Origin of the sequence: Martelella sp. NC20, from assembly GCF_013459645.1 — a bacterium.
Classification (GTDB): Bacteria; Pseudomonadota; Alphaproteobacteria; order Rhizobiales; family Rhizobiaceae; genus Martelella.
Genome location: NZ_CP054863.1, coordinates 68172 through 93398, shown reverse-complemented (window position 1 = coordinate 93398; position 25227 = coordinate 68172). Strand labels below are relative to the sequence as shown.

The window sequence follows — 25227 nt, the reverse complement described above, 5'->3', positions numbered from 1 at the left end:
GCCGCCGATCAGGAAGGAGGAAAATATGCAAATTCCAAAGTACCTTCGCCCCGTCCGGGATCAGAAGAACTATGAGGCCGGCGTCGGAGAACGTGCTGTTCGAAAGCTTGTCTATTGGCCAATCATCTTGCTTCTATGCTTGCCAGCCGCCGCCGTGATGGCGGCTGTTGCTCTATCCTTCGGCCTGTTGTTCTTGAAATTTCTGAACATCATTGAGACTGCTATTACAAATCATGACTGGCTTATGCTGTTTTTGATCGCTCTCGCCGCAGCGGCTATCCTGTCGCTATGGAAGCTCGCCTACGTGATCCATCGGTACTTCATTCTTTAATTGGCATTTGCAGAATGGGTGATGGTCCTCACTCTATTCAGATTCCATAGTTGGCCTGGTTTTGGAATGACCGGAATGGGGCCGTAACCTGACAGGCACCTTGTTGGAACGAACTCAGGAAAGCGGACGTTCCGCGTTGACAGGAGCGGCGTCATTTTCGGCCCTTAGCTGCCGTTCGTGTCCATCGCAGTGAAAGGCAGCACTGAGCCCAGAGTGACGAATGCTGCACGATGGGCGAATGTCGATTACCGACCTCATTACGCCGGCGTGCGCGTCATCTGTAAGCGACAAGCTGGCCCCATCTGGCCGAGTGGTCTGGCGTTGAGATAACAGTATCAGACATATTGAACTGCAGTGAGCTTCTATGTCTGCGCCTGGTCCTGAAACTAGAACTTTCCATATGATTGAAGCTGTCGCCGGCCGCTTCGAGGGTGCGCCTCGGCAGCTACGTCGACGCTGGTCTGATGATTTTAAGGCCCAAGCCGTGGCGGAGGCGCTCGAGCCAGGAGCAAATGTTTCGGCAATCTCGCGTCGACTGGACATCCATCCATCCCAGCTCTTTGGCTGGCGTCGTGCAGTCCTGAATGCCCGGGCGGGTTTGACGGAACCGACACGTCGTGAAGCTGCAGTGACAGAAGCCAGCGACACATTGATCGAAGTTGTCATCGGCGAGGCGGTCATACGTGCTCGGGCAGATGTCAGCGAAGCGCACTTGCGTCGGGTTATCCGTGCGGTGCGTTCGTCATGATCCCTGCGGGTGTGAAGGTCTTCCTTGCCAGCTATCCCGTCGACTTCCGCAAGGGACCGGACGGTTTGCTGTCTCTGGTGCGGGATGCCGGTAGCGATCCGTTCAACGGCGCGCTGTATGTCTTCCGGGCCAAACGTGCGGACAGGATTAAGATCGTCTGGTGGGACGGGTCCGGCGTGTGCCTTTACGCCAAGCGGCTGGAGAAAGCGCAGTTCTGCTGGCCCCGCATCGGCCATAACCGGATTCATCTCAACCATGCTCAGCTTCTGGCTCTCATCGATGGCATGGACTGGAAGCGGGTTCGATCTCGGCCTGTCAGGCCACCGGAGATCGTTGGATAAGGTCCTGCGGCGAAGTGAATCACCAGCCTGAAAAGGCAGGAAAACCGGTAAAAAGTGTGCTCTGGTAGCTCCATGACACCGCCCGCCCTCCAGCTTCCTGATGACATTGAAACGCTGAAAGCGTTTGCGCTTGCTATGGCAGAAAAGGCGGCGCGCGCCGACGCTCTGGAAGCCGAGGTTGCCAATCTCAAGGCGCAAAACGCCGATGCCGATGAGCGCATTGGGCCGCTGATGCAGATCCTGAAAGCGTTCGATCGTGCCCGCTTCGGTCGGCGATCGGAAAAGCTTGGCTTCCCCGCCGCCGACAACGAACAGCAGGCTTTCGTCTTCGAGGAAATCGAGACCGGCATTGCTGCGATCAAAGCCGGGCTCAACAAGGGCCACGAGCGTGCCGGTGGCAAGCGTCCGCCGCGGCCGCGCAAAGGCTTCGCCCCGCATCTGGAACGGGTCGAAGTGGTGATCGAGCCGGAAGAGCTGCCGGAGCATGCCGGCAGGCAGAAGGTGCTGATCGGCGAGGATGTCAGCGAGCGGCTGGATGTTGTGCCGGCGAAGTTCCGCGTCATCGTCACCCGCCGTCCGAAATATGCCTTCAGAAACGAGGACGGCGTCGTCCAGGCGCCGGCGCCGGCACACATCATCGAGAGCGGCATTCCGACAGAGGCGCTTCTGGCGCAGATTGCCGTCTCAAAGTATGCCGATGGCCTGCCGCTCTATCGACAGGAGGCGATCTACGCCCGCGACAAGGTCGAACTCGACCGCAGGCTGATGGCGCAATGGATGGGCAAGCTCGGCTTCGAGCTGGAAATCCTCGCCGATTACATCCTTGTCGAGATAAAGAAGGCCGAACGGGTCTTCGCCGACGAAACGACGTTGCCGACGCTTGCTCCAGGTTCGGGAGCAACGAAAACAGCATGGCTGTGGGCCTATGCCAGGGATGATCGTCCGTTCGGCGGCAGCGGCCCGCCGATGGTCGCCTACCGCTTCGAGGACAGTCGAGCCGGCGAATGCGTTGCCCGCCACCTGAATGGCTATCACGGCATTTTGCAGGTCGACGGTTATGCCGCCTACAACAAGCTCGCGAGATCTGACGGTGGCAATGGTGGCGTCACATTGGCTGGTTGATGGTCACACAGTCGGCGCAAGTTCTATGAGCTACATGTCGGGAAAAGCTCCGAGGTAGCAACGGCGACGGTCGAACGGATGGCAAAGCTCTGGCAGGTCGAGGAGGCCGCTCGAGGTCAAAGTCCCGACGCCCGCGTCGCGGTGCGTCAGCAAACCTCCGCCGTAATTGTCTCTGAGCTCTTCGATCTCTGGCACAAGACCCTGCCACGGATATCCGGAAAATCGAAGCTCGCCGAGGCGATCCGCTATGCGACCACGCGCCGCGCCATCTTTGAGCGCTTCCTGAGCGACGGCCGCATAGAGCTGGACTCCAACATCGTTGAACGGGCAATCCGGCCGCAGGCCATAACGCGGAAGAACGCGCTGTTTGCCGGCAGCGACGGCGGCGGAAGAAGCTGGGCGACGATCGCTACGCTGCTGCAGACGGCAAGAATGAACAATGTCGATCCGAATGCCTGGCTTACCCAGACCCTCGAGCGCATCGCCAACGGTTGGCCGAGCAGTGAAATCGACGCGCTTATGCCGTGGAATTACGACGCCTGAACGGCCTCGGCTTGCCGCTTACCGTCATCTCACGGATCAGATCATTTGTCTCTGGTCTCGTCGTTTGGTGCCGATATCGAAGGGCCAAAACAGTTCTTGATATTTCAAGGCCATCGATGGGTTTCGACACAAGGCCCATGTCCGAAGGAATAGCGGTGGCTGGCAGGATCACCGCACCTGACCCTTGCCGAGCAAGTTCAACTAGCCAATCCACGCGATTTGACCGATAGGCCGCGTAGAGTTCGTGACCATGATCCGCGCAGGTCGCATGCAAAGCATCCCGCATTTCGCAATTTAGTCGGTCAAGCATGTCAGTTTTAGCAAGAGTCGAAAGAGAAATCGCATCTAGTTCAGACAACGGGTGCGACTTTGACACCACTACCTTGTAGTCCTCATCATAGAGATGATCTATACGATAGAGGTCTTCGCTGACCTTCTCTGCTGTGACGACAACGTCAAATTCACCATCTCGCAACCCAGCAAGAAGCTCAGAAGATGACGCAACGATCAGTTCGATTTCGGCTTGCGGCAATCGCGTACGAGTACGCTCCAAAGCTGCCGAAATCCTGTTGTGGCCAATCGTTTCGCCGATACCGACAGAGATTGGAACCCGCTCCAAGCGCATATGACGGACCGCCTCGGCCTTAGCCTGTCGCGTCTCATCATGAACCGTCTGCAACCTTGGCTGCATGAGTTTTCCGAGTGCCGTAAGCCTGCATCCCGCACGGTCCCTGACAAACAGGTCACCTCCAAGCTCGTCTTCAAGTTTCTTGATCGCAGTCGTCAAGGAAGGTTGGGAGACATTGGAGGCACTGGCCGCATGGGTGAAGTTCCGGTGCTCGCAGACAGCGAGAAAATACCTGATCTGGTTCATTTCCATCGCCGCATTCTCCGTCACATTTCGGCTCAGGTCATCAAAACAACTTCTATAGCCCATGTCTATCAAAGAATAGAATTTCGGAATTGGAGCCCGGCGCATCCGGCATGGGACAAGAGTGCATCGAAACCAAACACGATGCACTTCAAATCAGGGGACGACCATGAAAACGCAAATCCTTCAGACATTCGCCGCACTGGCTCTGATCACAACTTCTGCAACTGCACAGGACAACCCAATGGAAAATCACACTGCCAGCTACATCGCCATGCCCGCCGCCGAAGGCCAGACCGGAGCCTTCGCGGAGTTTCTGGCTGGTGCCGCACCTATCGTGGGAGAAACAGAGCCGGGCACTGTATTTTGGTTTGCTCTGCAAGCCGACGATACGCTCGCAATCTTTGACATCTTCGTAGATGAAGAAGCACGCGACGCTCACTTCTCAGGAGCGGTTGCTGCGGCTTTGAACCAAAACGCCGACACGTTGGTCGACGGAGGATGGGACGACGGTGTTGTCGCGAATATCAACAACTCCGATGTCCTGTCGGCAAAAGCGCCGGTTGATCTCTACACGGCAACGACCGCAACTTACATCAAGCTCGAAGCTGCTCCAGGTAAAGGCCCCGAATTGGCAGCCTTGCTGACCGCCGCCGGCCCCATCGTCGCAGATACCGAACCCAAGACATTGTTCTGGGCGGCGCTGCAGATTGACGAGAACAACTTCGCCATCTTCGACATTTTTGCCGACAACTCTGGCCGCGAAGCGCACTTTGCCGGACAAGTCGCCGGACTCCTGAATGAAAAGGCTTCAGAATTGGTCTCAGGCGGATGGGACGACGGTGTGGTGGCAAACGTTCACAATTTCGACATCCTCGCTACCAAGTAATCTCGAGGTGACTTGAGAAAGAAGTGCCCGGTGAAACCCATCGGGCGCTTTGCTGTTTGAATTTAGATTCACGCCAAAGCGGCCGTTCGAGTAACCGCAGCGAAAGCCGCTCCGTCCGCTCTGCAGACCTTCATGTCATCCAAGCCGAACTTCCGCCCTCCTCCCTATCAGGACGTTGCTGCCGAGCGAGGCCAAGGGCTGCTTACGGGAGCTTGGTTCCAAATGGGGAACGACCGGAAAGGGGGCGCATATCCGCCGTGGTTAGTTCGTCGGCTTTCACCATCCTGATCAGCCCATGTGATTGGGCCTGCCGACGCAGACTCGGCTCCTTATTGCTTTTGCCTGAAGCGGGATGGGACACTGCCTGTTGCACGGCGAAACATTGCAGCGAATGAGGCGGAACTGTCATAGCCGAGGTCGAATGCAATGTGGGTCACCTGGTCACCTGCGGATAGCCGGGAAATGGCTGCCAGCACACAGGCCCTGCTACGCCACTCCACGAAGCTTAGGCCTATGCCTGCGCGAAATACCCGGGTGAAATTGCGTCTGCTCATATTCAGGGCTGCACACCAGTCGTCTAGTTTTGCATGGACATTCGGCGCGGCGCTGAAAGCCAGGCAGTGGCTCCGCAACGGTCCCACAGGCGGCAATGGAAGCGTCAGCGGAACGATAGGTTGCCCGGCAATTTCCAGCAATACCAGTTCAGACATAAGTCTTCGCTTGCTCTCCTCAGTCCCGGTTGTCGCCGCAAGCGCATCAAGCAGGGCTCTGAGAAGCGTCCCCACCTCGAGAACAACGCAATGGCGAGGCATCTGAGGCAAGAGCGCGGGCTTCAGGTAGAGACTGCGCATATTCACCTCGCCGACCATTGTGACTTCGTGTGGTGTCTCAGCCGGGATCCAGAGCGCAGCATCGGGCGGCATCATCCACAGGCCAGACTGCGTCGTCACGATCGCGGTTCCGGTGAGTCCATAGAGGAGTTGCGAGCGCTCATGACGATGCTCTTCCAGATGGCTGCCACCGGCATATCGCCGTCCGAGGGCAATAATGTCCTCTGGTCCGGTGATGTCTTCGGTCATGGCTCACTCGCGATGTTTTTTGGCTCATCATAGATATCATACCGAACGGGCGCGGGCAAGAACACCGGGAACCAACGGGAGTTTCCAATGTCCAGTCAAACGACGGCTTCTGTGCGGGAGCATGGTGAAGGCCGTTTCCGGCTTTCCGGCATCGCCGCCTCGCACTTTCTCAACGATCTGATGCAGGCCTTGCTGATCGCAAGCTATCCGCTGTTACGCACGGAGCTTTCCCTCGACTTTCTGCAGATCGGCATACTCAGTCTGACTTATCAGGTCACGGCTTCGGTGCTGCAACCGATCGTCGGCACATTGACGGATCGTCGTGCGCAGCGATGGAGCCTCGCTTTCGGAATGGCGCTGAGCGGCGTTGGCATCCTGATGCTCGGCTTGGCCGGGAGTTACACGCATCTCCTGATTTCCAGCCTGTTTCTCGGTCTCGGGTCTGCGGTCTTTCATCCCGAAGCGGCTCGGCTTGCGCGCAAATGGGCACGCGAAAAAGTTGGCTGGGGCCAATCACTGTTCCAGCTCGGTGGCAGTCTCGGCACCATGGCGGGACCATTGCTGACAGCGGCGATCATACTACCCTATGGTCAGGGATCGATCACCTGGTTCCTGCTCGTTGCCTTGATCGGCGTATTTCTGACTGTGCGGATCACTGCAGCAGAACCGGAGCAGACAGCTCATGCGGCGAGGCAATCGTCCGGCGACTCGGTTGGTCGACAAACGTCACCCGCTGCGCGATCGGCAGGCCAACTCACGCTCCTGTTTGTTCTCGTCTGCGCGAAATACATCTATATCGCCTGCTTCAGTAGCTTCCTGGTTTTCTATTTGGAGGCGACACTTGGCTTTCCAGCTTCGAAAGGGCTTATCGTCCTGTTTGGCTTTCATGCGGCCGTTGCTGGAGGGGGGCTCGTTGGAGGCGCCTTCAGCGACCGGCTCGGAACCGCGCGCGTCATAGCCTTTTCGTTTTGGGGGGCTGCGCCCTTCGCACTGGCTTTTCCCTATTTGGGGCAGGTCGGGGCGATAGCGGCGGCAATCACGGCGGCTGCGGTCATCGCCTCGGCCTTTCCCGCGATCATTGTTCACGCCCAAAGTCTGGTGCCAGCACGTATAGGAATGATCTCCGGGCTTTTCTACGGCACGGCGTTCGGTGTCGGAGGCCTTGCCTCTGCCGTATTCGGCTGGCTGGCAGACGCTACCAGCGTCCACACCATCTTCGTCTGGTCTGCCTGGCTGCCACTGGCCGGTGTCCTGACGGTTCTCCTCCGCAACTCCAAGCCGACGCGAAGTGACGTCTGTGGGTTTCCTGGCCGCAAGAGCAAGCATTGCCCCAATTAATGTCGGCCTATCCGCGTTCGCCAAATCCAGTCTCATGACCGAATAGGCGGCGCGAAGCCGCCTTCAGAGCGTCCGCTGTGCTCCAGGTATATGATTCATTCTGATGGACTGCTTCAGGTCTTAATCAGATATGAACCGACAACCCGTTCACTGAAGTCCCTGAACGGTTGACCGCTTCGCTTTATGTGAGCTGAATGCTTTTCTGGAAACCGTCAAAAGGGCTTACCATCAATGCTATGTACCTCGCCACATTGATCATCGCGAGATGCACAACCGTCGAAACTTCAACCCGTTACGACAATAGCAAGACGACCAGCTCACTCCGGACACACGAAGCGCGCAGCCCTTTCTGCGCGAAGCGCTTCCTTGAACAGTTCGAAAGCCGTCGTGCCGTGCCGATCAGGATAATAGAGGTGGTATCCGGAAAACGGCTCGCACCAGGGCTCCAGCAGACGGGCAAGACGGCCATCGGCAACCGGCGCCGCCACCAGATCCTCCACGATGTAGAGGATGCCGAAACCCTCGAGAGCAGCAGCAACCAGCAGGTCGCCGTCGTTGAAGACCGGCCCGCGACCTGGCTTGACCGTCACCGCGCGGCCGTCGCGATCGAATGACCAGGGCGACAGCCTGCCATGCGCGTCGGCGTAGGCGATACAGCGATGGGCGGTGAGATCGGCCGGCTCCATCGGCGCCGGATGATCACGCAGATAGCTGGGGGCTGCCACCACCGCGACACGCAGCGGAGGCCCGACCGCGAGCGCGATCATGTCCTTCTCTAGCCGTTCGCCGAGCCGGATGCCGGCATCATAGCGGCCCGCCACGACATCGGTCATATCGTCCTCCACGCTCACCGCCACCTCGATGCCCGGGTGGCGACGCATGAAGGCGGGAAGCATTGGCCACAAAACCGTGCCCGCGGCGTGTTTGCCCGTCGTGATCCGGACAGTGCCGATCGCGGCCCCGCGTGCTTGGGTTAGCGCCTCAAGCTCGTCGTCCAGCCCGGCAATAGCCGGTGACAGGGTGGCGAGCAGGCGCTCGCCGGCGGCGGTGGGGGCAACGCTGCGCGTTGTGCGGGTGAGCAGGCGAAAGCCGAGCTGGTCCTCCAGCCGCTTCATGGTCTGGCTCAATGCAGACTGGGTGACGCCGAGCCGTTGCGCGGCTCGGGTGAAACTGCGGTCGGAGGCAATCGCCGCGAAGATGGCGAGGTCGCCGAACTGGTCCGGACGCATTGATAATTCCTGCTACTGGGGCCTATTACTCATTAGGCTGTTACACTGATCCATTAGCATAGCTACATAATCGACAACAGTACAACAGCAAGGAGACGACGATGTCAAAGGTTTGGTTGGTGACCGGGGCGAACCGGGGACTTGGACGCGAGATCGCGCGCGCGGCACTTGATGCCGGCGAAACGGTGGTGGCGACGGCGCGTTCCGCCGATGCGGTGCGCGGTGCCTTCGGGGAACACGATCGTCTACACGCCCTCGCGCTCGATATCACCGACGCCGAGGTCGCCAACGCGGCGGCCGACGAGACCGCGGAGCGGTTCGGCGCGATCGACGTGCTGGTCAACAATGCCGGTTATGCCGAGCTGGGTTTCTTCGAGACCTTTACCGACGAAGCGGTGCGGCGGCAGTTCGAGGTCAACCTGTTCGGCACGATGAACGTGGCGCGCGCGGTCGCCCCCCACATGCGTCAGCGCCGCGCTGGCCTCATCATCACCATCTCGTCCGTCAGCGGGCTGGTCTCCAATGGCGGTGGCGCGGTCTATTCGGCGTCGAAATTCGCGGTCGAGGGATGGATGGAAGGTTTTGCGCAGGAACTGGCGCCGCTGGGCGTCCGCTCGCTGCTGGTCGAGCCGGGTATGCTGCGCACCGACTTCATGGACGGGAAATCGGCGCGCTTCGGCAGCATCGACATTCCGGACTATGCCGAGGCGATCGCGCAGTATCGCGCGTTCGTCGACGGCGCAAACGGCAACCAGCCGGGTGATCCGAAGCTGCTGGCCGCGCGGATCGTGGCGCTTGCGTTGCAGGACGAGGCGCCATCGCGGTTCGTGTTCGGAGATGACGCCCGACAGTGGGCCAACGCAAAGGTCGATCAGTTGCGGCAGGAGATCGCCCGGTCGGCCGAGTGCGATTGATGCGGCACTTGGACGAAACCGCGGCGCGGGCGATCGAGGTTGCCTTCGCCTGCACGTCGGCGGAGCGTTACGCCCGGGAACCCAAGACGGCGTCGCGCCACTTCGTGCGGGGCCGCTAAGCCACTTTCGTCCCATGATCCCGGTTTTGTACGATCCTTGCGACCTCCGCGTTGTGGTGCGTTCCCCATTCGCATAGCGGTGCGAGTAGCTGGGCCAAGCTTCGGCCAAATTCGGTCAATTCATATTCTACGTGCGGCGGCACTTTTTGGAAATCGATGCGGCGAAGGACGCCGTCGTCCGTCAACTCCTTCAGATGCTGGATCAGCATCTTTTCGCTCACATTGGTGATGAGCCTGCGCAATTGACCGGTGCGTTTCGGGCCGCCGGCGAGATGATAGACGATAAGCGGCTTCCACTTTCCGCCGAGGATGGCCAGCACCGCTTCCAGGCCGCATTGGAAATGCGTCTCGCTCATTGTGATCTCCCAAATTAGATACTTACAAAATAGTGGGTACTGGAACGAAAGTCTGCAACGTCTTAACTGGGTCGGACGATGATGTCGACGCCCAACGCGTACGATGATCGCCGCGCCAACATAGCGGGATGCAGATTTACAGGAGGCCACCATGAAATTCCGATTTATAGGAGCGGGCGTGGTCGCGCAGACGATCGCGCGCCACCTGCTGCAATTCGGTCACGAGGTCCTGCTTAGCAACAGCCGCGGGCCTGACACGCTGGCCGATGTTGTCAGCCGTCTGGGTCGGGGGGCGTCCGCAGGCGCGCCGCAACAGGCCGCCGATCAGGACGTGGTGGTGCTGAGCGTCGCGTGGGCCCGCGTTCCTGAAGCGCTCGCTGCGATCCCGGACTGGTCCGGCCGCACCCTGATCGATGCCACAAACCGGATCAATCCCGACAATCCGGGAGATCTCGGCGACCTCTCGGGCCCCACATCGAGCGAGATCGTTGCCGAACAGGCGGCGGGCGCCAGCGTGATCAAGGCGTTCAACACAATTCCCATGCAGTGGATCGCTGACGCTTCGCCCGAAAAACCGAAAACCGTCCTGTTCATCTCGGGCGACGATGCCAGCGCGAAAACAGCGCTGGGCGACGTGCTCGAACAGGTCGGCTTCGCCGCTGTCGATCTCGGCACCCTAGCGATCGGCGGCAGGCAACAGCAGATCGGTGGTCCCCTGGCGGGTCTCAACCTGACCCTCAAAGATCGGTTCGTGCTATGAGAGCGCTTGGTTATGAAAAAGCCCATGCTCTCGATGCCTATGGGATCGAGGAGATGGACGTCGCCGAGCCGGAGCTGCGGGATGCCGATCTCCTGGTCGAGATCCGAGCGGTCGGGGTCAATCCGGGCGAAGCCCTGATCAGAAGCACGCGCAGCGCAGATCCGGGTGGGCGCGTCATTCTGGGCTGGGAATTTTCCGGCGTGGTGCTTCAGGTCGGGCCGATGGCAACAGGTTTCTCCGTCGGTGATCGCGTGATGGGCACCGGCGACGTTACTCGCGATGGATGCTGGGCAGAGCGCCTTGCCGTCGACCACCGTGTCGTCGCCAGGATCCCCGATCGGCTTGCTTTCGTCGATGCCGCTTCCTTGCCCATCGGCGGCCTGACGGCATGGGAGGCGGTGTTTCGCGATCGCGATACGCTGCCGTCCGGCGTTGACAGCGTGCTCGTTATCGGAGGCGCCGGCGGTGTGGGTTCCATGGCGATCCAGTTGCTGAAAGCCAGGACCGACGCATTTGTCATTGCCACCGCTTCACGGCAGGAATCCAAGGATTGGTGCGCAGCGATGGGGGCCGACCTTGTGGTCAATCACCGCCAGGACCTAACAGCCCAGCTCGATACCGCAGGGATCGAGCAAGTGGATATGGTGTTCTCGACGGCGGGAACCGCTCGAAACCTGAGCCAGATCGCCGGGCTATTGCGGCCCTTCGGGCACCTGACGGCCATCGATATCGCTCCGCCGTCCGACGTAAGCCCGATCGTGTCGAAATCCATATCGCTTCACACCGAAATGGTGTTCGCGAGGGTGATCAACGGCTTCGATCCGCAAAGCCAGAGCGCAGTTCTCGCCGAGATCGCCAGGCGCGTTGTCTTCGGTGAAATGCGCCCGATCGCTGCGGTGAGGCTCGATGGCCTTACAGCACAGAACATGAGGATCGCACACGAAAAACTCGAGAGCAGACGAACGATCGGAAAAATCGTGATCGTCGTCTGATCGATCCTATGCACGACTGTACGCGCAACGCAACCGCGCCGCACAAACCGCATCAACCGAAAGGAAAATCCATTGACCAGGATCCTCGTCACCGGCGCGACCGGCAATATCGGCCGCATGACCCTGCAACATCTTCTGAAACGCGTGCTCGCCAGCGATCTGGTCGGCCTTGCCCGTGATCCGGCCAAGGCGGCGGATCTTGCCGCCAAGGGGATAGAGATTCGCCAGGGCGACTATTTCGATCAAGAGGGGCTGGCACGCGCCTTCGAGGGAATCGACAAGGTCATGCTCGTGTCCGCCACAGCCTTTACCGATCGCAATACCCAGCACGACAACGTCATCAAAGCTGCAAGGCAGGCCGGCGTCGGGCATGTCGTCTTCATGCCGATCATCCGAAAGGCGGGTTCCGACTTCCACATGCCGCAAATCACCGAAGAGGACCGCTTCGTCGAGGAGCGCCTGAAAGCGTCCGGCCTAGTCTACACGCTGGTGCGTCATCCGCCATTTCTCGAGAATATTGAAAGCTATTCAGGCGGAGCACCCCTTGAGAAAGGCGTCCTTGCGCCTGCCGGGACGGGCAAGGCGGCTTACGCCAGCCGTGAGGATCTGGCAGAAGCGCATGCCGTGGTGCTGAGCGAAGGCGGGCATGCGTACAAGGACTACGCGCTCTGCGGCGGTCCGGCCGTGTCCTTCGCCGACATTGCGCAGATTCTCTCCGAGATCAGCGGCAAGGCCTTACCGTTCAACGTCCTTTCGGACCAGGACTACATCGCGCAGTTGATGTCGCTGGGCCTGCCCGAACCGGCTGCCGCTTTCGTGTTGAAGTGGGTGCAGGGCGTCAACGCCGGGGAATGGGACAGTGAGAGCGGGGATCTGGAAAAACTCCTTGGCCGCAAGCCGGTGACGCCGGCCGAATACCTGCGCGCAGGCCATACTCCCCGCCACCTTGAAACCGAAAACTAGTCCGGGAGAAAGCCAACGGTTTATGGATGTCGCGACTGGCGGGGTCCCGGAATTGCCAATGTCAGTTGCTAGCTGACCGATCCAACCAAATGAGGAGGTTCAGGAATGACATCGAATGTCATCGACCAGGTCGCCTTGGCTCTGTTTGCCAGCGATGGAATGAAGATCGCCGCCCCCGGCACCACAATTCAGCAATCCTGGGACAGGACGCCTGAAAAACATGCGCTCTACCGCGAGCGGGCGCTCGTGTTCCTGAAGGTGATGGGCGAACAGATGTCGGGGCTCGCCGATGCCGAAATCGCAAAACGTGATTAGCGAGAACGGCAGCGACCTGCAACGCATGCCTTCCCCCGTTTTCCAGCGGGTGATTGGCCTTCTGAATGCGCCGAAGCTGAGAAAGGAAAGAAATGAAAGTTCGCAGATTTGAACCCGCCGAGGCCGTTTTCGAACGCTCGCCCGGACAGGAGGCCGACATTTTTGCCGCCAACCTGGCGGATCAAGAGCAAGGAGGTCCGATCACGGTCGGATATGGCCGGTACGGGCCCGACCAGGTCCTGGAGACCGATATCGTCGTCGATGACGTCATGGTGGTCCTGAAAGGCAGGGTTTCGGTCGAAGCCGACGGCGAGACCATGACCGCGGCCCCCGGCAAAATTATCTATATGCCGAAGGGGAATGCCGTGATCATTCGCTCCCACGCGGAAGGCGCGCTGACCGCCTATGTCACCTATCCTCACTGGTCGGAAGCGGAATAGCATATATTGCGAATGAGGCCGGAGGCACGCTCCGGCCTTGGTCTGGTTGGAAACGACCTCTGCTAGCATCTGACCGAAGGTCACATCGTCTCCGAGACGCGGCCGCCAAGTGAAAGCAGCTGGCTAGCGCGCGGGGCCGTCCGCATTCCGAAACTCGTTCAAAACGAAATCGACATCCTTGTCGCCCCGGCCGGACAGGTTGACCAGGATAGTTTCCGAGGGCGGGCGGCGCTTTGCCAAATTGATCGCGAATGCCAGCGCGTGGCAACTCTCGAGCGCCGGTATGATGCCTTCCGATTTTGCGATGCGGAAGAAGGTGGCAATCACCTCTTCGTTCGAGATGGCCGTAACCTTCAAGTGGCCTTCCTCATGCAGCATCGCGATCTCCGGTCCGACCCCGGGATAGACGAGACCCGATGCGACGGAGGTCACGTTCGAAGGCGTCCCGTCTTCCTGCTGCAAAACGAGGGACTGTGCACCATGGAGCTTGCCGGGCGTTCCGAAGGAGAGTGTGGCGGCATGTTTGCCGGTCTCATTTGACGTACCAAGCGGTTCCACGGCATGGAGCGTAACGGCTGGATCGTCGAGGAAGCCTGAATAGAGGCCCATTGCGTTCGATCCACCCGCGACGCAGGCCACGACATGGTCGGGCAACTGCCCTTCGCTCAGAGACAGGAACTGACTACGCGCCTCTCGTCCCACGACTGACTGGAAATCGCGCACGATCATGGGAAAGGGGTGCGGCCCTATCGCCGAACCGATCGCGTAGAGGGCGTGCTCATGCTGCTCGATATAGGCGCTGAACGCGGCGTCGCTCGCCTCTTTCAGGGCGGACTGCCCAGCGCTTGCCGCGACCACCCGCGCGCCGAGGAGGCGCATGCGCCCGACGTTCGAGGCCTGCTTCGCCATGTCGACTTCGCCCATATGGATCTCGCAATCGAGACCGAAATAGGCGGCGGCAGAGGCCAGTGCGACCCCGTGCTGTCCCGCTCCCGTTTCAGCAATCAGCTTGCGCTTGCCCATCCTGTGGGCAAGCAGCGCGAACCCCACGCAGTGATTGATCTTGTGCGCACCCGTGTGGTTCAGGTCCTCGCGCTTAATGTAGATGCGCGCGCCGCCGACTTCCGCCGTGGTGGTCTTGAGAAAATGGACCGGCGTCGGGCGCCCCTGCAAACCGACCCGCACCGTATCGAGGTCATGCTGAAAGTCCGGCGTGTCTCGCAGCGACAGATAGGTTGATGTGAGTTCTTCAAGGGCCGGCCACACTTCCGGCGGATAATGATTGCCGCCAAACTGCCCAAAGTGCCCGGTGGCATCAGGGAATTTCATCAAATACGAAAGCTCATCTTGCTGCATCTCGGGAACCTCGGCGTTTGCGTGCCGACGTTACGCAACCCATCGCTTGGCGTATTGAACAGGATTTGCATAACGTGTTGGCTGCGGTCGGGCGCCGCTTTGGCAGTTCAATCCTGTCGGGGCGCCTGGTTGGTGCAAGCGCCGGCCTATCGTCGATATTTGCCAAGAGCGCGCGAGAATGCGCCGGGTGGCATGCCGTAGACCTTCTTGAATTCACGTGTGAAGTGGGCCTGATCGCTGAAATCCAGCATGAGCGCGACCTCACTGAGCGGAACGCCCTCGGTCATGAATTCCCTGGCCTTCGCCACCCGCACCTGGCGCATATAGGTCTGGGGGGCCATGCCCACCGCACTGCTGAAAGTCCGGACGAGATGGCTCTTGTGCACCCCCATTTCATGCGCGAGATCCTCGGTCCGCATCGCGCGTGTGCAGTTCCTCCGGATCAGCATGCAAGCCCTCTGCACGAGCGCCCCGACGCCTTCTTCCGCGGAATTTGTCGAAAAAACACACGCTGAAAGCATGCGTCGAAGCGAAACCTCGATGACTTTATCCTCAACCCTTGGAGCTTCCAGGACATCGACAAGCTCCCTTGTCGCCGAGCCCTTCCTGAGGAGGGACGTCCGGATGCTGAGAGGACCATCGCTGCGATCGATCGAAAGACACCGGACGAGGAACGCCTTGGATGGGTATAACGTGTCGTACTCCGCATCATCCTCACAGCAACGCGCCGCGTGAACCTCAAACGGATTGAAAAAGAAGACATCGCCCGCGCGGGCGGTCCCGCTCCATCGGGCCGATCTGATCTCAGCCGAGCCCCGCTTGATCGCCACGATCGAGTACGTGCTGTGGAAATGGGGATCAAAACGACTTGCGGTCGCGTGAACGCGCAACAGCTCAGGTTGCTTCTCGGCAGAGCTTTGGGATTTAAGCTGCGTCATCGAAAGCGTCCGGCTGGCGCCAAGTTCCAGAAGAAGAACTGAATTGATGCGGCGGATGCCCCCGCTTGGCAAGCCCTATTTCGGTCATTCGGCGCGGTGACATCTTCGTCCCAAAGCCCTCCCGAGGACGCTTTGCCGCCACATATGTGGCGCGCCCGCAATCTTTTGTCATCAAAGAAAACACTGACCCGCCGCGCCCTAGGTCACTGTGGGCCGACCTCCCAGGTTGTGCCGGTTCCCCCGGTACGTTTGTGTTTCATCGGAGCTTTGATGACAGATGGTAAAACGAGAACATTTCACTGCCACGGCAGCCGGGTTGACGGGCGTCGTTTCCCTGATCGGACTTGCGGACGGAACCTATGCGGCAGATTTCGCCGTCCGGGATGACCCGCCGCCCGCTATTTCCGGCCCGCAACCGCTCGAAAAAGATGCATTCGAATCCCGCTGGGAAGTCATCCTCGGCGGCGGCGTAACCTTCGAACCCGAGTATGAGGGCGGCGACAAGATGAAAATCGGGGGTATCCCGATCGTGTCGATCGGCTATGCCAACTGGCTTCAGCTTGATCCCGGCGGCCTGGCTGCCACCGTCTACAAGGATGGCGGCTTCACCGTCGATGCCCGTCTCGGCTATGAACCCGGACGTTCGGAAAAAGACGGAGCCCTGCTCAAGGGCCTTGGCGATGTCGACTACGGCATCACCACGGGGCTCCGGGCCGGTTATGAATGGGGAGCCTGGGAGATCTATGGCGCGCTCGACAAGACCATCCGCGGCAGCGAGGGGTTAAAGGGTGAGATTGGCGTAAACTACGGCTGGCATATGGGTGACAAGCTCGTTGTCGCGACCGGTGTCGCGGCGACGATTGCCGACAAGAATTATATGGACAGCTATTTCAGCATCAACGCCGCCCAGTCCGCAGCCTCCGGCCTGCCGCAGTACAAGGCGAAAGCCGGCCTGCAGCGCGTCGACTTCGACGTTTCCGCCACCTATTTCTTTGACGAACACTGGCTGATGCAGGCCGCCGCCGGTGTCGGGGTGCTTGTCGGCGATGCCGCCGACAGCCCGATCGTGAAACGCAAGGTGCAGCCGCAGGTCTCGCTTTCGCTTGGTTACAAGTTCTGATCACGCAGACCGCGGCGTTTGTTCATTATTGCGTTTCAACACGACAGCGAGCCCCTGCGGTTCGTTGTCGGGAAACGAGACCGCGCAGCCATGGTCGCGGACGTTGACTTCCACACAGGGTCCGCCGTCGCTCGGCGCGCGCATGAAAGATGCGCAACCGGCTCCCCATCTCGGCTGGAGCGCTTTATTGGGCCGCCCCAATGCATCCTTCGACGGGGATGACAAGCAGGGTCAATTCCGCCTGCCCTGCCCGGCCCACCGGCACGCGCGCAACGGGAAGGGGATCTTCTGGCAGGCACGAAAGGCCGCTGCCCTTTTTCGCCCACGCTTCCTCGCTGGCGACGATCACAAGGCCCCGCCTGCCGGCAAGACGCGGATCCGACCGTGTTGCAAATCCCCGCTTGTCCCTTCCCAGAACAAGCACGGGCGCGATTTCCCCCACCGCGAAATCCAGCTTGCCGGCCTCCGCCCAGTCCAGTCCCGCGACAGCAGGCCCATCCGGCCTGCCGACCCTGAGAGGCGTGAGGACCTTTGCCACCGGAGACCAGTCGATAAGGTCCTCGGTCGGATCATGCAGGGCGGGCACATTCAGCCGATGAAGCGCTCCCGAGCCGCCCAACGCGACTGCCGTTACCAAGAGCGTGAGCGTCAGGAGTGAGATCGTGATCGCATAGTGAATGGCCGGCCGGATGCGGCCGCTCAGCCTGGCGCCCAGCAATGGAAAGACGAACAGCCACCCCGGCATCGGCCAATGCGGGAACCCGGCACCGCTCCAGAGCGCCTGGAGCGTGGTGTAGCCGATGGCCGGAACGGCAAGGGCCACGCAAAACAGCTCTCTTTCCGTTCGCCCCTTTCGAAAGGCGTGAAGGGCCGACTGGACGAGCGGAATGGCGATCCAGGGGCCGAGCCAGACGATCTGCCCGAGAACCATGCGGGCAAAGGCAGAAGGCGCAAATTGCGGGCTGCCTCGCCCGGTCTGGAAACGCAACGACGCCCAATCATGCTGAACATTCCAGATCAGCACGGGCATAATAGCAATCAGACCCACGAAGCACGCGACATATGGACCCGCCGTTAACAACTGCCGCCGATGCCGTGTTGCGATCACGAAGAAGACGAGGCCGGCGAGTGTGAAGAGCGCGGAGTATTTAGCGAGACCCGCAAGGCCGAACAGCCCGCCCGCGAGGATCCACCAGATTATCGTGGGCTCTTTCTCCCCAGGGGACGGGAAAATGATCCTCACCATGACCTGAGCGCCGCACGCCAGAAAGAACATCAGAGGACCATCGGGCACGATCCAGGCGCCGGCAGAGACAAGAAAGAACAGCGAAAGGTTGAGGAACAGGACGGAAAACACCGCCGCCACGCCACCGAAGAGACGCTCGGTCAAGCAGAAGATTGACCACGAGGTCGCCGAAAACATCAGGACTGTGGGAATGCGGATCGCCCAGCCTGTTCCGAAGAGAACGCTGGCCGCGTGGGCGATCCAATAGTGCAGAGGCGGGTGGTCGAAATACGACAGCGCGAGAAACCGCGACTGGCCGATCGTATAGCTTTCGTCGATGCCAAAGCCGAGCGCATAGGCCCACACCAGTCGCACTAGCGTGAAGGCAAGCACGATCGCGACAGCAATTCGTCGCGGCGATGCGGAGAGCTCTCTGGATAGCGTTTGGACAAAAAAGGGGGAGTCGACCTGTTGTCTCTCGACGGCACGGACGTCCGCGTTGCCATTGTCCGGCTGAGCTGGCGTTGCCATCATGTAGGACTCCGGCGGAGAGGGAGAAAACCGGCTGTCATAGCGCGCCCGAACGATTCCAGACGAGCGCCTGCGTCACCAGATAGTTCCAAAGGCCGCTGACGAAGGCGCCGGCAAGACCCGCGACCCACCAGGGGCCGGCCACTGTGAACAGCGCCGTCGCGATACCGACATTGACCACCGCTCCAATGCCGCATACCGCGATATATAACAGCAATCCCTGGAAGAAGCCTCGGCCGCGCAACTGTTGGTCATAATAGGTCAACAGGTTGTTGCCGGAAAAATTGACGATCATGGTGATGATGGTCGCTATCGCCTGAGCGGCCGCGAAATTCACGCCTGCCACAAGAACCAGGATGAGCAGCGCCATGTGCACGCCCAGTCCGGCGGCTCCGATCAAGAGAAAGGACACCAGCCTGAGGGAGATCAGCCCTCTCGTTGCCTTGGTGAAAAGTAGCCCCAGGAATTGAAGAGCGACACGACGATCCATCTTGCTGTGTCCGGCCGAACGGGTGGCGAAGCGGTAGGGCAGTTCGGCTATACGGACATCCGGTTCCGCATTTGAAAGGATATCAAAAAGGATCTTGAACCCTCCGTTGCTCAGCCGGGGTGCCACCGCTTCGACCAGATCACGGCGCGTCGCGAAGAAGCCGCTCATCGGGTCGGTTGTCCGCGCCGTGATCAGACGTTGGGCAAGGAAAGTCCCGACCCTGGACATCGCGCTCCTGAATGGCGAGAGCGCCGTTTCCTCACCGGGCGCGCTGTATCGGGTGGCGATGGCGAGATCATTTCCGTCGCGTATGGCGGCGACCATATCCGGCAGGAGCCGGTGGTCGTGCTGGAGATCGGCATCCATGACCGCGACGATCTCGCCCTGCGCGGACAATATGCCCTCGATGCACGCACCAGAAAGCCCGCGTCGGCCGACGCGGCGAATGCAGCGTATCCGCGGCTCATAATGGCCTATGTCGCGCAGCACCTCCACGGTGCGATCGGCAGAATCGTCATCCACGAATATCACCTCCCAGTTCAGGCCGTTGAGGGTTGCGATCAGGTGGCCGACAAGCTTGCCGACATTATCCCGCTCGTTGAATGTCGGTATGATCACCGAAACGTCCGGAGCTGAGAGAAGCCGTTCTGTTTGGGCCCGAGCGGCTTGAAGGAACATTTCCATATGCTGACATCCTTGTTTGATTTGACGCGACCGTTCCACGCCGCCGCCGCTGGACGCGCCAACAACTCTTGCTGATCCGCAGGTTCGAATGTGCCTTGGGGAATTCCAGCGTTGCTCCGTCGCCATCACGCGCCGGTCTTCAGCCCCATTTTTCCGTGGAGCCAGAACATCAGCCAGCAGACGAGCAGCCATCCGAGCACGGCATCCGACAGAAAGTGAGCGCCCATGACGACGCGGTTCAGGGCAACGATGATGGAGAGCGGAACGATCACCGCAGCGGCGTATTTGCGGTAGGCGTCCGGCACGAACACCAGAACGGCCATGAACGCGGCCGCCGATGCCGCTTCCCCGGACGGGAAGGAGCAGCTGCTCTCGCACATCGATGCGAACTGCCATGCCGGCGTGAAATCCATCGCGCCGCCAAACTCGATCACATGCTGGGGCCTGGCCCGGCCGAAGAAGAACTTGAAGGCGTGGACCATGATGGCCGAACCCAGCGCGTAGGTGAGCAAAACGAAGAGGGCGCGCTTCGACGTCAAAGGCGCCGAACGCCTGACTGGTCTCGTCACCATCACGACGATCATCACGGGCACAACAAGGTAGGGAAGCATGCGATTGGCATCGCGGATCAGCACCAGCATTCCTTGGTCGGAAAGATAGAAGTGCGTACCGTCGGTGAAGAGCCGCGAAACGCCGAGGTCGATCTGCGGAAACATGACGAACAGCATGCTCGAGAGGAGGACCAGCTTTCCAAACACATGCGATGGCTGCAAAGGGGCGGAACGTCCTTGCGGAGGCCAACTGCCGTCAGCCATTCCATCAATGGGCCTGAGCGCAACGATCTTTGGCGAGGGAAGCCGGTTAACGTCCCTCGACGCTGAACTTGAAGTATGCACGAGGACCATCCTCTCAATAACTGGTTGTTGAACAGATTTTCATGCGGGGCTTGCGTCCGTTCGCCCTGCGCCGTGGGGCGACATGGCGACTGCAAGTCTCCCGTGCTCGCCGATGGCCAAGTCCGGACAGGCGGTTTCAATGCCTATCTTGTGCCACGACCCGGACCGCCGGGATGTTTGCTTGTGTGAAGTTTTGTGTCGGAGAATTTGAAAGCCGGGGGTTCTGAAACAAATCTTAATATTGCTTCAGCCAACGCGCATGCTGCGCCGTGCTATTCAAAAGCAGACAAAGTGCCATATGACGGTGAAGGAGCCGGAGCTTGTCGGACGCCTCTCGAATTCTGATCGTCGAGGACGACACACAGATCGCCGCGATGCTGCGCGATAGCCTTATCGAAAGCGGAATGATCGCGGAGATCGCCCGGGACGGCATCGCGATGGATGCACGCATGCGCGCATCCAGTTACGACCTGGTGATCCTCGATGTCATGCTGCCCGGCGAAAGCGGCCTCAGCCTCTGTCGGCGGCTGCGGGTCGCAACGAATATTCCGATCGTCATGCTGACGGCGGCCGATGCTGAAATTGACAGGATCGTCGGCCTCGAGATCGGCGCCGACGACTATGTCACCAAACCGTTCAGTGTGCGGGAGCTTATCGCCAGGATACGCGGCCTGCTGCGGCGCGCCGCCTTGCCTGCGCTGAAAGAGCCGAGACAAAAGCAATTGCGTTTTGACGGATGGCTCGTCGATCCCATTCGACGGCAACTCTTCGATCCGACCAACGCCCGCGTTGGCCTGACGACGCATGAGTTCGATATCCTGCTCGCCTTTTGCCGAAACCCGGGCCGCGTTCTGACGCGGGAGGAGCTCCTGGGCGTCACCCATGCCGGTCTGGCCGGCCCGATCGAGCGCAGCATCGATGTTCACATCAGCCGATTGCGGCAGAAGATCGAACATGATGTCCGCGACCCCGTCGTGATCAAGACCATACGTCTGGGCGGTTACATGTTTACCGCGACTGTCGAGGAACTATGAGGCTGAAGCGTTTCCTCCCCAACACGATTAGAGGCCAGATCACGCTCATCATCATCGTGGCGCTGATCGTGGTCACCATTGTCGGCAGGGTATTGGAGCAATGGGCACGGGATGTCGCGCCCGACATGGAAGATATCGTCACGCGCGTGGATACGATGGCGACCCTCCTGAAAGCGTCACCGCCGGACACGCGCGAAGCCATCCTGTCGGCATCGCGCGAGGCCGGATGGGATTTCTCGCTGGAGCCATTTTCGGTGAGCGAGAGTTTCACCGGACCGTCGGAACCGGAGGGCGTGCTGGCCATGGCCATCGACCTGCTGTTTCCGACCGATCACCTTCGCCCGCCGGTCGGCGGCTGGCGCACCTTCTGGAACGGGGAGAGAGTGATTGCGGCAAAGGTTGACGACGACACGCTTCTCATCCTTTCCGGCTTTCCGGATACCATCCTGAACAGCGCCATCCTCAACGAGGGGCCATATTACTCCGTCGCGATCGTCGTTCTGATCGCGTTCTTCTTCATCTTTGCCATTCGCGTCATCACCGAGCCGATCCAGCGGATTTCCGAAGCGGCCATGCATGCGGACATCGCCAACACTTCGGAGATTTTCGAAGAGCGCGGACCTGTCGAGATCGTGACGCTTGCCCATGCGCTCAATGCGATGCGAAGCCGGATACGGGTGATGGTCGAATCGAGAACACGCATGCTGCGCGGCATCGGTCATGATCTTCGAACCCCGTTGACCCGGTTGCGGCTGCGCGCCGACCGCATGGAGGAAGGACCCGTGCGCGATGGGCTGCTGTCCGACATCATGCGCATCGACGGTCTCCTGAACGAGGTCCTGAAATATCTCAGGGATGATTATGCCACCGAGCCGATACAGCGTGCCGATATTGCAAGCCTGCTGCAGACCGTTTGCGCGGAGTTCAGCGATGTCGGTTTTCCGGTCCGGTTCGAGGGCCCCAACCGGATGGTCATCGACTGCAAGCCAATGGCCATCATGCGCGCGGTCACCAACCTCTGCGACAACAGCGTCAAGTTCGCGACGGATGTCACCGTCAGTCTCAGAGACTGCAAGGCGGGCTGCGAGATCCGTGTCACCGATAACGGTCCCGGCATTCCGGAACATCTGAGAGAGCGGGTTTTCGAGCCGTTCTTCAAGGGCGATGAGGCGCGGTCCCATAAAAATGCACGAGAGGACAAGGAAGATTTCGGCCTCGGGCTCTCCATTGTCGCCGATATCGTCCACGCCCATCGCGGCGCCATCTCTCTTTCGGACAACACGCCGAACGGCCTGATTTTTCAAATCCTGATCCCGATCCGTGGCGACTCCGGGATCGCGAGCGAGGCGAAGTGACCTGCCCGCCGCTATTGGCCGGGACGAGCCAAACCCATCAATGTAAACATTGGAGCTGAAGCACATGAAGTCGATCGCGAAACCTCTTATGTCCCTTTCAACGGGACGCCGCACCTTTCTGAGCGGCGCGACAATCCTCGGCGTTGGCGCTGGGCTGTCGGCGCCTGCCATTATCTCCCGCGCTGCCGCGGCGGAGCCGTCGGTCATCGCGGATCGTGACCGGGACCTGCCGTTTATCGCCACGGAAGAGACCTACACCACCGACGAACTCATTGCGCTGAACGCGATCAACGACGAGCACGTCGCGTATCTGAAGGAAACCGGCCTCGACGAAATCGGCGCTGGCCGCATCGCAGCCATGGATGCGGCCGGGCTCAACGTTCAAATCCTGTCCGCGCATACGCCGGGCGTGCAGGATGTCCCCGGCCAGGAAGGCATTGATTTTGCGGTTCGCCTGAACAAGATGATCGCCGATGGTCCGATGAAGGCCTATCCGGGGCGGTTCCAGGCCTATGCAACCCTGCCGCTGCAGAACCCGGAAGCTTCAGCGGACGAACTGGAACGCGCCGTTCGGGAAGATGGCTTTGTCGGCGCCATGACCAATGGATTCATCGGCGAAAAATTTCTCGACCATCCCGATTTCGAGCCCCTTCTGGCGCGCGCCGAAGCGCTTGGCGTACCCATTTACCTGCACCCAGGTTTCCCGCCGGAAGCCGTCTTCAATATCTACTACCATACTGTGCGGCCGGGCTATGACCAGGAGTTCCAGAATTACATTTTCAGCGGTTCGGGATATGGGTGGCACCAGGAGGTGCTTACGCAATGCCTTCGGCTCGTCCTGACGGGCGTGTTCGACAGATACCCCAAGCTGCAGATGATCATTGGCCACATGGGAGAGGGTCTTCCATTCTACTACGAGCGGATCGTGGGCGATATGAGCGAGTCGACCCAAGACGCGCTGAACAAGCCCCTCGGGCAATATTTCAGCGACAATTTCTGGTACACGACCAGCGCATTCTTCCAGGACGAACTGCTTCATCTCTTGCTGAGATACATCAGCGTGGACCGGGTGATGTTCGGGATCGATTACCCGTTTGCAGACATGAAGCAGGGAACCGACTGGTTCCGGGCCGTGGACCTGCCACGCGAAGCCAAGGAAAAAATCGCTTACCGGAATGCGGCAAAGCTGTTCGGCATAAAGGTTTAAAACTATATTTCTTGCGACGTGACCTCTGCAAGAAAGCGGAGAAGGTTCTCGCTAACTCGCGCCGACTGCTCTTGGGGCGCCCAGTGCCCGCAGCCATCAAGGAAAATTGGTTCGCGTAGCTGTGGCGCGAGGTCTTTTTGTGCCTCGACCATCTGTCGCATACCCGACATAGAGAGTCCGGTATCGCGAGAGCCGACCATATAAAGGGCGGGCACCTGGACCGGAAGACCAGCAAATGCCGCGTGCAGCGCCCAATTCCGGTCCAAGTTGCGATAGAGGTTCAGCCCACCCCGAAAGCCGCTCTGAACATAATCTGAAACGAAAACAGCGAGGTCCTCATCGGATAGCCATGACGGGGCTCGCTCCGGCATCGGAAGAGAAGAGAGCAAGCCACTTTCTTGTGAAACCATCCCGAATGGATTGGGCGTCCCGTCTCCCTCGATGCGGGGGCCTGCTCCGTCCGATGCTGCATGGTAGATCTTGAGCAGCGTTCGGCGGATATCGGCTTCGAACTCCTTCTCTGCAACGCCCTCGTTCTGGAAATAGAGCGTGTAGAAAAGAGCATCCTCGGTCTGCGGAAATATCTGTGTCGGCGCCACCGGAGGCTGGCTCATGATCGGCACGCCGACAGCAGCGACCGCACGAAATCGGTCCGGGCGCAACAGCGCGGCCTGCCAAGCAAGCGTTGCGCCCCAGTCATTGCCAACGATAACCGCCTTGGCCGCGCCAAGCGCGTCCAGCAAGGCAACAACATCGGCGACGAGGTGCTGAAGCGCATATGCCTCCGTATCGGCGGGGGCCGACGTTCCCCCGATACCCCGCAAGTCAGGCGCAACAGCGCGGTATCCCGCCTCTGCAAGATCAAAAAGCTGGTGGCGCCACGCATAGGCCGATTCCGGAAAGCCGTGGCAGAGCAGGACAAGCGACCCCTCGCCATGGTCGGCAACCCGCATCCGGAGGCCATTGGCCTCGACATCTCGGTAATTTAGCTTGGTCATCTCGTTGTCTCCGTAAGGGCAACCCTTGCTCGCCTGCTCCCGA

The 25227-nt window shown here is 59.9% G+C and carries 25 protein-coding genes and 1 pseudogene; 16 read left to right on the top strand and 10 right to left on the bottom strand.

The window, feature by feature from the left end:
• Positions 1-25 precede the first annotated feature (25 nt).
• From HQ843_RS28325 to tnpC, 4 genes and pseudogenes are all read left to right on the top strand, one after another.
• Positions 26-331: a hypothetical protein gene (locus HQ843_RS28325; protein WP_180902389.1), complete on the top strand. Its 306-nt coding sequence runs from the start codon at positions 26-28 to the stop codon at positions 329-331.
• Positions 332-731: 400 nt separating this feature from the next.
• Positions 732-1079: a transposase gene (locus HQ843_RS28320; RefSeq protein WP_246710506.1), complete on the top strand. Its 348-nt coding sequence runs from the start codon at positions 732-734 to the stop codon at positions 1077-1079.
• Positions 1076-1420: an IS66 family insertion sequence element accessory protein TnpB gene (gene tnpB, locus HQ843_RS28315; RefSeq protein ID WP_180902391.1), complete on the top strand. Its 345-nt coding sequence runs from the start codon at positions 1076-1078 to the stop codon at positions 1418-1420. The genes HQ843_RS28320 and tnpB overlap by 4 nt, the downstream gene beginning before the upstream one ends.
• 72 nt (positions 1421-1492) lie before the next feature.
• Positions 1493-3085: pseudogene (gene tnpC, locus HQ843_RS28310) on the top strand (IS66 family transposase).
• Here the strand turns inward: tnpC and HQ843_RS28305 are convergent.
• Positions 3060-3965, bottom strand: coding sequence for a LysR family transcriptional regulator (locus tag HQ843_RS28305; RefSeq protein ID WP_180902392.1), 906 nt, complete (start codon positions 3963-3965; stop codon positions 3060-3062). The pseudogene tnpC and the gene HQ843_RS28305 overlap by 26 nt on opposite strands.
• Positions 3966-4125: 160 nt before the next feature.
• Here HQ843_RS28305 and HQ843_RS28300 point away from each other — a divergent pair, with 160 nt between their 5' ends.
• On the top strand, positions 4126-4845 hold the full coding sequence (locus HQ843_RS28300; protein WP_180902393.1) for a putative quinol monooxygenase: 720 nt from the start codon (positions 4126-4128) through the stop codon (positions 4843-4845).
• Between the two features lie 329 nt (positions 4846-5174).
• On the opposite strand, the gene HQ843_RS28295 is transcribed toward HQ843_RS28300, so the two are convergent.
• Positions 5175-5924, bottom strand: a complete 750-nt coding sequence (locus HQ843_RS28295; protein WP_180902394.1) for an AraC family transcriptional regulator — start codon at positions 5922-5924, stop codon at positions 5175-5177.
• An 87-nt stretch (positions 5925-6011) separates the two neighbouring features.
• Here HQ843_RS28295 and HQ843_RS28290 point away from each other — a divergent pair, with 87 nt between their 5' ends.
• The gene (locus HQ843_RS28290; RefSeq protein ID WP_180902395.1) at positions 6012-7262 is read left to right on the top strand and encodes an MFS transporter; all 1251 of its coding nucleotides are present in this window, start codon (positions 6012-6014) and stop codon (positions 7260-7262) included.
• Positions 7263-7579: 317 nt separating this feature from the next.
• Here HQ843_RS28290 and HQ843_RS28285 read toward each other — a convergent pair whose 3' ends face one another.
• Positions 7580-8491, bottom strand: coding sequence for a LysR family transcriptional regulator (locus HQ843_RS28285; RefSeq protein ID WP_180902396.1), 912 nt, complete (start codon positions 8489-8491; stop codon positions 7580-7582).
• A gap of 101 nt (positions 8492-8592) precedes the next feature.
• On the opposite strand from HQ843_RS28285, the gene HQ843_RS28280 reads away from it, so the two are divergent.
• Entirely contained in the window at positions 8593-9405 is an 813-nt protein-coding gene (locus HQ843_RS28280) for an SDR family NAD(P)-dependent oxidoreductase (protein ID WP_180902397.1), read from the top strand.
• 115 nt (positions 9406-9520) lie between these two features.
• Here the strand turns inward: HQ843_RS28280 and HQ843_RS28275 are convergent, their stop codons facing one another.
• Positions 9521-9880 (bottom strand): winged helix-turn-helix transcriptional regulator, encoded by a 360-nt coding sequence (locus HQ843_RS28275; protein ID WP_180902398.1) that lies wholly within the window; start codon positions 9878-9880, stop codon positions 9521-9523.
• Positions 9881-10031: 151 nt separating this feature from the next.
• On the opposite strand from HQ843_RS28275, the gene HQ843_RS28270 reads away from it, so the two are divergent.
• From HQ843_RS28270 to HQ843_RS28250, 5 genes are all read left to right on the top strand, one after another.
• Positions 10032-10640, top strand: coding sequence for an NADPH-dependent F420 reductase (locus tag HQ843_RS28270; protein ID WP_180902399.1), 609 nt, complete (start codon positions 10032-10034; stop codon positions 10638-10640).
• Complete coding sequence (locus HQ843_RS28265) at positions 10637-11632, top strand: zinc-binding alcohol dehydrogenase family protein (RefSeq protein ID WP_180902400.1); 996 nt, start codon at positions 10637-10639, stop codon at positions 11630-11632. The genes HQ843_RS28270 and HQ843_RS28265 overlap by 4 nt, the downstream gene beginning before the upstream one ends.
• Positions 11633-11704: 72 nt before the next feature.
• Positions 11705-12595: an SDR family oxidoreductase gene (locus HQ843_RS28260; protein ID WP_180902401.1), complete on the top strand. Its 891-nt coding sequence runs from the start codon at positions 11705-11707 to the stop codon at positions 12593-12595.
• A gap of 105 nt (positions 12596-12700) precedes the next feature.
• Complete coding sequence (locus tag HQ843_RS28255) at positions 12701-12910, top strand: hypothetical protein (RefSeq protein ID WP_180902402.1); 210 nt, start codon at positions 12701-12703, stop codon at positions 12908-12910.
• Between the two features lie 92 nt (positions 12911-13002).
• On the top strand, positions 13003-13350 hold the full coding sequence (locus tag HQ843_RS28250) for an ethanolamine utilization protein (RefSeq protein ID WP_180902403.1): 348 nt from the start codon (positions 13003-13005) through the stop codon (positions 13348-13350).
• Positions 13351-13473: 123 nt separating this feature from the next.
• On the opposite strand, the gene trpB is transcribed toward HQ843_RS28250, so the two are convergent.
• Both trpB and HQ843_RS28240 read right to left on the bottom strand, forming a co-directional pair.
• Positions 13474-14706 carry a tryptophan synthase subunit beta gene (trpB, locus tag HQ843_RS28245; RefSeq protein WP_180902404.1) on the bottom strand — a complete coding sequence of 411 codons (1233 nt, stop codon included), beginning with the start codon at positions 14704-14706 and terminating at the stop codon, positions 13474-13476.
• Positions 14707-14852: 146 nt separating this feature from the next.
• Positions 14853-15644: an AraC family transcriptional regulator gene (locus tag HQ843_RS28240; protein ID WP_180902405.1), complete on the bottom strand. Its 792-nt coding sequence runs from the start codon at positions 15642-15644 to the stop codon at positions 14853-14855.
• 277 nt (positions 15645-15921) lie between these two features.
• Here HQ843_RS28240 and HQ843_RS28235 point away from each other — a divergent pair, with 277 nt between their 5' ends.
• Positions 15922-16764, top strand: a complete 843-nt coding sequence (locus HQ843_RS28235; protein WP_180902406.1) for a MipA/OmpV family protein — start codon at positions 15922-15924, stop codon at positions 16762-16764.
• Between the two features lie 184 nt (positions 16765-16948).
• Here HQ843_RS28235 and HQ843_RS28230 read toward each other — a convergent pair whose 3' ends face one another.
• The 3 genes from HQ843_RS28230 to HQ843_RS28220 are packed head-to-tail and all read right to left on the bottom strand — an operon-like array spanning position 16949 to position 20452.
• A complete protein-coding gene (locus tag HQ843_RS28230) occupies positions 16949-18523 on the bottom strand; it encodes a glycosyltransferase family 39 protein (RefSeq protein WP_180902407.1) in 1575 nt (524 codons plus the stop codon).
• 34 nt (positions 18524-18557) lie between these two features.
• On the bottom strand, positions 18558-19886 hold the full coding sequence (locus tag HQ843_RS28225) for a glycosyltransferase (RefSeq protein WP_246710504.1): 1329 nt from the start codon (positions 19884-19886) through the stop codon (positions 18558-18560).
• On the bottom strand, positions 19820-20452 hold the full coding sequence (locus HQ843_RS28220) for a phosphatase PAP2 family protein (protein ID WP_180902408.1): 633 nt from the start codon (positions 20450-20452) through the stop codon (positions 19820-19822). Before HQ843_RS28220 ends, HQ843_RS28225 begins: the two co-directional genes overlap by 67 nt.
• A 458-nt stretch (positions 20453-20910) precedes the next feature.
• Between HQ843_RS28220 and HQ843_RS28215 the strand changes: the two genes are divergently transcribed.
• From HQ843_RS28215 to HQ843_RS28205, 3 genes are all read left to right on the top strand, one after another.
• Complete coding sequence (locus tag HQ843_RS28215; RefSeq protein WP_180902409.1) at positions 20911-21624, top strand: response regulator transcription factor; 714 nt, start codon at positions 20911-20913, stop codon at positions 21622-21624.
• On the top strand, positions 21621-22979 hold the full coding sequence (locus HQ843_RS28210) for an ATP-binding protein (protein WP_180902410.1): 1359 nt from the start codon (positions 21621-21623) through the stop codon (positions 22977-22979). The genes HQ843_RS28215 and HQ843_RS28210 overlap by 4 nt, the downstream gene beginning before the upstream one ends.
• A gap of 64 nt (positions 22980-23043) precedes the next feature.
• Positions 23044-24186, top strand: coding sequence for an amidohydrolase family protein (locus tag HQ843_RS28205; RefSeq protein WP_180902411.1), 1143 nt, complete (start codon positions 23044-23046; stop codon positions 24184-24186).
• A 2-nt stretch (positions 24187-24188) separates the two neighbouring features.
• Here HQ843_RS28205 and HQ843_RS28200 read toward each other — a convergent pair whose 3' ends face one another.
• Positions 24189-25184: an alpha/beta fold hydrolase gene (locus HQ843_RS28200; protein WP_180902412.1), complete on the bottom strand. Its 996-nt coding sequence runs from the start codon at positions 25182-25184 to the stop codon at positions 24189-24191.
• Positions 25185-25227: the final 43 nt, after the last annotated feature.

Bases quoted from the DNA above. Each gene is read 5' to 3' on its own strand.
- HQ843_RS28325 (WP_180902389.1), top strand. From the start codon at position 26: ATGCAAATTCCAAAGTACCTTCGCCCCGTCCGGGATCAGAAGAACTAT.
- HQ843_RS28320 (WP_246710506.1), top strand. From the start codon at position 732: ATGATTGAAGCTGTCGCCGGCCGCTTCGAGGGTGCGCCTCGGCAGCTA.
- tnpB (WP_180902391.1), top strand. From the start codon at position 1,076: ATGATCCCTGCGGGTGTGAAGGTCTTCCTTGCCAGCTATCCCGTCGAC.
- HQ843_RS28305 (WP_180902392.1), bottom strand. From the start codon at position 3,965: ATGGAAATGAACCAGATCAGGTATTTTCTCGCTGTCTGCGAGCACCGG.
- HQ843_RS28300 (WP_180902393.1), top strand. From the start codon at position 4,126: ATGAAAACGCAAATCCTTCAGACATTCGCCGCACTGGCTCTGATCACA.
- HQ843_RS28295 (WP_180902394.1), bottom strand. From the start codon at position 5,924: ATGACCGAAGACATCACCGGACCAGAGGACATTATTGCCCTCGGACGG.
- HQ843_RS28290 (WP_180902395.1), top strand. From the start codon at position 6,012: ATGTCCAGTCAAACGACGGCTTCTGTGCGGGAGCATGGTGAAGGCCGT.
- HQ843_RS28285 (WP_180902396.1), bottom strand. From the start codon at position 8,491: ATGCGTCCGGACCAGTTCGGCGACCTCGCCATCTTCGCGGCGATTGCC.
- HQ843_RS28280 (WP_180902397.1), top strand. From the start codon at position 8,593: ATGTCAAAGGTTTGGTTGGTGACCGGGGCGAACCGGGGACTTGGACGC.
- HQ843_RS28275 (WP_180902398.1), bottom strand. From the start codon at position 9,880: ATGAGCGAGACGCATTTCCAATGCGGCCTGGAAGCGGTGCTGGCCATC.
- HQ843_RS28270 (WP_180902399.1), top strand. From the start codon at position 10,032: ATGAAATTCCGATTTATAGGAGCGGGCGTGGTCGCGCAGACGATCGCG.
- HQ843_RS28265 (WP_180902400.1), top strand. From the start codon at position 10,637: ATGAGAGCGCTTGGTTATGAAAAAGCCCATGCTCTCGATGCCTATGGG.
- HQ843_RS28255 (WP_180902402.1), top strand. From the start codon at position 12,701: ATGACATCGAATGTCATCGACCAGGTCGCCTTGGCTCTGTTTGCCAGC.
- HQ843_RS28250 (WP_180902403.1), top strand. From the start codon at position 13,003: ATGAAAGTTCGCAGATTTGAACCCGCCGAGGCCGTTTTCGAACGCTCG.
- trpB (WP_180902404.1), bottom strand. From the start codon at position 14,706: ATGCAGCAAGATGAGCTTTCGTATTTGATGAAATTCCCTGATGCCACC.
- HQ843_RS28240 (WP_180902405.1), bottom strand. From the start codon at position 15,644: ATGACGCAGCTTAAATCCCAAAGCTCTGCCGAGAAGCAACCTGAGCTG.
- HQ843_RS28235 (WP_180902406.1), top strand. From the start codon at position 15,922: ATGGTAAAACGAGAACATTTCACTGCCACGGCAGCCGGGTTGACGGGC.
- HQ843_RS28230 (WP_180902407.1), bottom strand. From the start codon at position 18,523: ATGATGGCAACGCCAGCTCAGCCGGACAATGGCAACGCGGACGTCCGT.
- HQ843_RS28225 (WP_246710504.1), bottom strand. From the start codon at position 19,886: ATGGCTGCTCGTCTGCTGGCTGATGTTCTGGCTCCACGGAAAAATGGG.
- HQ843_RS28210 (WP_180902410.1), top strand. From the start codon at position 21,621: ATGAGGCTGAAGCGTTTCCTCCCCAACACGATTAGAGGCCAGATCACG.
- HQ843_RS28205 (WP_180902411.1), top strand. From the start codon at position 23,044: ATGAAGTCGATCGCGAAACCTCTTATGTCCCTTTCAACGGGACGCCGC.
- HQ843_RS28200 (WP_180902412.1), bottom strand. From the start codon at position 25,184: ATGACCAAGCTAAATTACCGAGATGTCGAGGCCAATGGCCTCCGGATG.